The organism is Methanobrevibacter sp. (assembly GCF_045577275.1).
In the GTDB taxonomy this organism is placed as follows: domain Archaea; phylum Methanobacteriota; class Methanobacteria; order Methanobacteriales; family Methanobacteriaceae; genus Methanobrevibacter.
In genome coordinates, this window is the sequence record NZ_JAZNIB010000170.1 from 1 (window position 1) to 6,869 (window position 6,869).

5 protein-coding genes are annotated in these 6,869 nt (G+C 34.3%); 4 read left to right on the top strand and 1 reads right to left on the bottom strand.

Annotated features, from left to right (window positions below; translation table 11 throughout):
• Positions 1–237 precede the first annotated feature (237 nt).
• From carA to ACKI67_RS05135, 4 genes are all read left to right on the top strand, one after another.
• Positions 238–1,317 carry a glutamine-hydrolyzing carbamoyl-phosphate synthase small subunit gene (gene carA, locus ACKI67_RS05120; protein ID WP_407462343.1) on the top strand — a complete coding sequence of 360 codons (1,080 nt, stop codon included), beginning with the start codon at positions 238–240 and terminating at the stop codon, positions 1,315–1,317.
• Between the two features lie 90 nt (positions 1,318–1,407).
• Complete coding sequence (gene carB / locus ACKI67_RS05125) at positions 1,408–4,584, top strand: carbamoyl-phosphate synthase large subunit (RefSeq protein ID WP_407462344.1); 3,177 nt, start codon at positions 1,408–1,410, stop codon at positions 4,582–4,584.
• A gap of 78 nt (positions 4,585–4,662) precedes the next feature.
• Positions 4,663–4,941 carry a hypothetical protein gene (locus ACKI67_RS05130; RefSeq protein WP_407462345.1) on the top strand — a complete coding sequence of 93 codons (279 nt, stop codon included), beginning with the start codon at positions 4,663–4,665 and terminating at the stop codon, positions 4,939–4,941.
• 169 nt (positions 4,942–5,110) lie between these two features.
• Complete coding sequence (locus tag ACKI67_RS05135; protein ID WP_407462347.1) at positions 5,111–5,776, top strand: DUF11 domain-containing protein; 666 nt, start codon at positions 5,111–5,113, stop codon at positions 5,774–5,776.
• A 171-nt stretch (positions 5,777–5,947) separates the two neighbouring features.
• Here the strand turns inward: ACKI67_RS05135 and ACKI67_RS05140 are convergent.
• Positions 5,948–6,869: dicarboxylate/amino acid:cation symporter (locus ACKI67_RS05140; protein WP_407462348.1), on the bottom strand; the 922-nt coding region annotated here is incomplete at its 5' end.

A 6,869-nucleotide genomic window follows, 5' to 3' on the forward strand; every position in this document is an offset into this window, starting at 1 on the left:
TATATTATATCATAATGTAATATTTTGTAAGATTTTATAAATTTTTCATTTGAAAATGTTTAGTTTGATAGCTTATCTTGTTAAGCTATTTTGAACATTTTTTTTAATAAATCTAATTTATAGAATACTTTAAATTAAATAAATTACATAAATAATTAAGGTAAATTAATTTAGCAATAGCTATTAATTTAATGATTATTTAGACAAAAATACAATGAATTATAATTTGGTGAAAATATGGGAAATGAAGCAAAATTGGCTTTAGAAGATGGAACTATTCTAAAAGGAAAAGCCTTCGGTTATGAAACCGTAACTGTAGGTGAACTTGCTTTCTCAACTGGTATGTCCGGTTATACCGAGGCACTCACTGACCCTTCCTTTAAAGGACAAATATTGATGTCCACATACCCATTGGAAGGTAACTATGGAGTCAGTGAAGATTGGTATCAATCCGATAAGGTACAAGTTGAAGGTTTTGTAGTGAGAGAAGCTTGTAAAAAATTATCTAACTTCGGTACAAAAAAGACTTTGGATGATTTCTTGAAGGAATTCAAAGTACCTGGAATTGAAGACATAGATACAAGAGACTTAACTTTAAAGATACGTGAAAAAGGATCTCTAAAAGCAGCACTTGCTACTGAAGAGATTGATGATGATGAGTTGGTGGCTCGTGCTCAGGAACATAAAAGCATAATTGATTTGGATTTGGTTCCTTTAGTATCAACTCCAGAATTAAAGACATTTGGAGACTTTGATAAAACTGTAGCAATTATTGATTGTGGTGTTAAAAAGAACATTATCAACTGTTTCTTGGAAAATGATATTGGTGTTGCTTTATTCCCTTATGATACCGATTATCAAACCATTTTGGATTATGGTGTAAATGGGCTTATGGTTTCACCAGGTCCTGGAAACCCTGAAAGATTAACTGAAACCATTGCAAATGTAGAAAAATTACTTAATAAATTCCCAGTATTTGGTATTTGTATGGGCCAACATGTAATTGCAAAGACATTCGGTGCAACTACATATAAAATGAAATTTGGTCATAGAGGAGCAAATCAACCAGTGAAAGACTTGCAAACTGATAAGGTCTTCATTACTTCTCAAAATCATGGATTCTCTATCGATCCAGATTCCTTAAAGGGCACTGATTTGGAATTGACCCAAATAAACTTGAACGATGGTACTCCTGAAGGATTCACACATAAGGAATTGCCTTTAAAAACCATCCAATACCACCCGGAATCTGGCCCTGGTCCAAATGATACAAGAGTATTGTTTGAAGAATTTGCCAATATGATTAAGGAGTATTAGGAATTAGGATTCATTGTATTATAACTTAAAAATTATTAAAATTATTTAAAAATGAAATTTATACTTTAATGTGGATTAAGAGAGGATAATATGCCTGTTGATGAGGATATTAAAAAAGTGCTTATAATTGGTTCTGGACCTATTCAGATTGGTCAGGCTGCAGAGTTTGACTACTCTGGTTCTCAAGCTTGTAAATCACTTAGAGAAGAGGGATTGGAAACAGTTCTTGTAAACAGTAATCCTGCTACCATTCAAACCGATATGGATATGGCAGATACTGTATACACTGAGCCGTTGACTCCGGAACTTGTTGCTCAAATTATTGAAAAAGAGAATATTGATGCTATTTTGCCTACTATGGGAGGACAAACCGGTTTAAACATTGCAACTGAACTTGGAAAATTAGGTCTGTTGGAAGGAATAAAGGTTATCGGTTCTGATGTTCAAACCATTGCAGATGTGGAAGACAGAGATTTATTCGCTAACTTTATGGATAGATTGGATGAACCTATCCCTAAATGTCATGCAGTTGAATCTGTTGAAGCTGCTTTAGAGGCTGTAGAAGAAATCGGTTACCCAGTTATTGTCCGTCCAGCATTTACCTTAGGTGGTACAGGTGGGGGAATAGCTCATAATAAGGAAGAACTTATAGAAGTCACTACCCATGGTCTTGACATGAGTTACATCAACCAAGTATTGATTGATGAATCAGTTCTTGGTTGGAAAGAAATCGAGTTTGAGGTTATGAGGGATAAAAACGACACCTGTATCATTGTATGTAACATGGAAAACGTGGACCCAATGGGTATCCATACCGGTGACAGTATCGTAGTCGCTCCTATTCAAAACTTGAATGATGAAGTATGTCAAAGATTAAGGGATGCTTCCATTAAGATTATCAGAAACTTGGGAATCAATGGTGGATGTAACATCCAATTTGCATTGAACCCTGAAACCAATGAGTATAAGATCATTGAGGTAAACCCTCGTGTAAGTAGAAGTAGTGCACTTGCATCTAAGGCAACAGGTTATCCAATTGCAAAGATCTCTTCAAAAGTTGCTCTTGGATTGACTTTAGATGAAATCAGAAACGACATTACCAAAGAAACTCCTGCTTCCTTTGAGCCATCTATTGACTATATTGTAGTAAAGATTCCAAGATGGCCATTTGACAAGTTCAAAGGAATTGACAGAAAGATTGGAGTTCAAATGAAAGCTACAGGAGAGGTAATGGCTATTGGTAGAACCTATGAAGAGGCTATTCAAAAAGCTATTCGTTCCTTGGATATCGGATTGCACGGATTCGAATATTTGGAATACACTGAAGACAATTTGGCAAACCCAACTGATGAAAGACTATTCCACATGTACTCTGCAATTAAAGATGGCAGAAGTGTAGAAGAGCTTGCAGAAATTTCTAAAATGGACGCATTCTTCTTATACAAAATAGAAAACATTGTAGAGTTTGAAAATCAAGTAACAAAAGAAGCACTTGAAGATGAAGAATTCTTGCTTAAAGCTAAAAAATTAGGATTCTCCAATTTCACTCTTGCAAAACTCGCAGGCATTAAAGAAGAAGATGTAAAAGCACTTCTTGACAAGTTTGACATTAAGCCATCCTATAAGATGGTAGATACTTGTGCTGCAGAGTTTGAAGCAAAAACTCCTTATTATTACAGCAGTTATGATAAAGGTAACGAACTCATCAAGACAGACAATAAGAAAATATTGATTATCGGTGCAGGTCCAATCAGAATTGGACAAGGTATTGAGTTCGATTACTGTTGTGTACATTCATCCCTTGCATTGAAAGATCAAGGAATCGAAACCATTCTTGTAAACAACAACCCTGAAACCGTAAGTACCGATTATGACATTTCAGATGAACTGTTCTTCGAACCATTGACCTATGAAGACATTATGGGAATAATTGAACAAGTTGAACCTGAAGGTGTAATTGTTCAGTTCGGTGGTCAAACCTCAATCAACCTTTCTGTTCCTCTCGCAAAAGCAGGAGTCAAAATCTTAGGTACTCCATATGAAAGCATTGATAGAGTCGAAGACAGAGAAAGATTCACTGAAGTATTAAATGATTTGAATATTCGCCAAGCTCCTTATGGATTGGCTAATTCCTTTGAAGAAGCTAAAGAAGCTGCAGAAAGAATTGGTTTCCCAGTTCTTGTTCGTCCATCCTATGTAATCGGTGGAAGAGCAATGGAAATTGTTTACTGCGTGGAAGAGCTTGAGGAATATATGAAGGAAGCTGTAAAAGTTTCTCCTGAACATCCTATTCTTGTAGACAAGTTCCTTGAAGATGCGGTGGAACTTGATGTAGACCTTTTATGTGATGGTGAAGATGTATTCATTGCAGGTATTATGGAGCACATTGAAGAAGCTGGTGTTCACTCTGGTGACTCTGCATGTGTAATACCTCCTCAAACCATTCCAGAACATTTACTTGAAGTGATTAGAGAAAATACAAGAAAATTAGCTTTAGAATTGGATGTTATCGGATTGATGAACATTCAGTATGCAGTTAAATTGGATGAAGAAAAAGTTTACATCATCGAAGCTAACCCAAGAGCAAGTAGAACTGTTCCATTTGTAAGTAAAGCTATTGGAGTTCCTCTTGCAAAAGTTGCAACCTCTTTGATGATGGGTGCAAAACTCAAAGACCTCAATTTAACTAAAGAAATTAAGATTAACCATGTAGCTGTTAAGGAATCTGTTTTCCCATTCTTAAAATTAACAGAATCAGACAGTGTATTAGGTCCTGAAATGAAATCTACCGGTGAAAGTATCGGTATCGATGAAAACTTCGGTCTTGCCTTCTACAAGTCACAGCTTTCAGCTGGTATGGACTTGCCTAAAGAAGGAAATCTCTTAATCAGTGTAAGGGAACAAGACCAAAAGAAAATCCAGCCAATTGCTGAAAAGGCTCATGCATTAGGATTTAATATATTCGCTACAAAAGGTACAGCTAATGCAATATTTGATGTTCCTATTACAAGAATCAAGAAAGTGTCTCAAGGAACCCCAAATATTAAGGAAGCTATTTTGGATGGAAAGATTGATATGATCATCAACACTCCTCATGGTGAACAGGCTTCCAAAGATGGTTATACCATCAGGCGTTTAGCTGTTGAATTAGGTATTCCTTATGTAACTACTTTAGCAGGAGCAAGAGCTGCTTTAAATGCTATTGAAGCCGTTAAGGAAAATGAGTTGAAAGTTAAATCTTTAAATGATCATATAGCAAATATTTAATAGAGATTCATTCTCTATTTTTTATTTTTATGTTTACTAATCAAAAGAAATTAAAATTATAATTATGTTGGTGTGAGTATGCCTTTTAAGATTGATAGTGCAATAATGAAATTGGATGATGAATCAGGCAAATATGATTTGGTTGATCCAGATGGAAAATTCAATAAGAAAGATGCTTTGATGGTAGTTAACAGTGATGACTTTATTACTATGCAATTAGTAATCAATGCGATTATCAGAAACGATTTCAAAGCATGGAGAGATGTTAAGTGGGAAGATGATGACAGTCTCAAAGCAATCCTTGTTAAATTAGGATATAACAGAGACGAGATCGTTGAAATGCTTAAAGAGTTTTAATTTTTTAGTTTTAATTTTATAGTTTTGATTTTTATTTTTTTATTACTAAAACTAATATGATTGAGGTGATGTTATTAAGAAGATAATTATCTGCATTATCTTTTTAATTTCTATCTTATCTTTAACATGTGTTAGTGCTAGCGATTTAAACTCTCCAAATTTAGAGGCATTGGATGAAGATTCGGTTCAAGTTCAAGTTCCGGAAATGGACGATTTGATGCAAAGTTCTTCGGATGATGCCAATGAAGCTTTTATTGGTAATGATGAATCTGATTTTGATGAGGATATTTCTTCAGAGGATGAAAGCTTGTCTACCAGTAAAAAAGCAAAATTGGGAGATTCAAGTGCTACACAGTTAGAATTGGACAACGATGCAGATAAGGAAAATATTAAAGTTGGTGATTTAGTTACTTGGATTATCAAAGCTAAAAACAATGGGCCTAATGTGGCTAAAAATGTTAAGGTTTCAGATCAATTGCCTAATGGTTTAAAATTTGTTAAATACTCTGCAACTAAAGGTGATTTTGATAGTAGCACTGGTGTTTGGGACATTGGTGATTTGGAAGTAGGTGAAGAACAAGTTTTAAAAATAGTTACTAAAGCATTGACTACTGGGGAGAAGGTTAATAAAGCTAATTTAACAAGTGATACTGAAAGCACTAATCCTGATGACTGCTATGAGAAAGAAGAAATCGATGTATATAAGGACAGCCAATATAAAAAAGTTCAAGCTAAGAAAGTTTCTAGCCTTATGTATCCTACAGGAAATCCTATTGCAGTTCTTTTAGTGTCAGTTTTAGTATTATTAACTACACGTATTAAAAGAAGATATTAATTATTTATTTTTTACTATTTTTTTTATTATTTTATTATTTTTTACTATTTTTTTAGATTTTATTATTTTTTTTACTATTTAGATTATTTTTTAGTTTTTTTTTTTATTGATGTTTTCAAATTCTTCAAATATTATTGAAAAAAAAAATAAATTCCAGCATTTAAGCTGGAACTACGTTTCTATTTCTTTTTTACTATTAAATGCATCTAAATCTATGGATTTATTTTTAAATGCAACAATAATGGTACAAATTGCATCTCCAGTTACATTCACTGCAGTTCTCACCATATCCAGTATATAATCTATTCCCATAATTATGCCTATTGCATCTGTTGGCAAACCTACTGAAGCAAATACCATATTTAAGGTAATCAATCCTACAGATGGTACTCCTGCAGTTCCGATTGATGCCATTACTGCCGTAAATATCACTGTTATCAGTGCACTCACTCCCAAATCCATACCATAGGCCTGTGATGCAAACATTACTGCAACACCTTGCATTATCGCTGTTCCGTCCATATTGATGGTAGCTCCTAAGGGTATTGTAAATGATGAAACATCTCTGGAGACTCCAAGTTCACTTAATTTTTCCAAATTTAAGGGAATTGTCGCATTTGATGATGAGGATGAAAATGCAAACAGCATTACGGAGAAGAATCTCCTAAAGAATTTTATCGGATTCAATCGGGTTAAGATCACGAGTAATGTTGGGTATACAATAAATGCTTGCACTGCCAAAGCCAAGAGAGTACATGCAATGTATTTGCTTAGAGGTATTAAACCATCAAATCCTAATGTGGCAAATGTTTTAGCCATTAGACAGAACACCCCAATAGGTGCAAATTTCATAACTATTCCGGTCATTTCCATCATGATGGTGTTCCCTTCGGAAAAAATTTTATTTATAGTTTCGGTTTCATCTTTCAATTTGGCTAAAATTATGCCTATGATCACTCCGAAGATTATTACCGGCAGCATATCTCCATTAGCCAAAGAGTTAAGCGGATTTTCAGGGACCATACTTAAAATAGTGTTGGTTATTGTTACATTGGTTGTAACATTTGATGGATCTGCAAGACCCGCCATATTC

Excerpts from the sequence above, each read along its gene's own strand:
- carA (WP_407462343.1), top strand. The coding sequence starts at position 238 with ATGGGAAATGAAGCAAAATTGGCTTTAGAAGATGGAACTATTCTAAAA.
- carB (WP_407462344.1), top strand. The coding sequence starts at position 1,408 with ATGCCTGTTGATGAGGATATTAAAAAAGTGCTTATAATTGGTTCTGGA.
- ACKI67_RS05130 (WP_407462345.1), top strand. The coding sequence starts at position 4,663 with ATGCCTTTTAAGATTGATAGTGCAATAATGAAATTGGATGATGAATCA.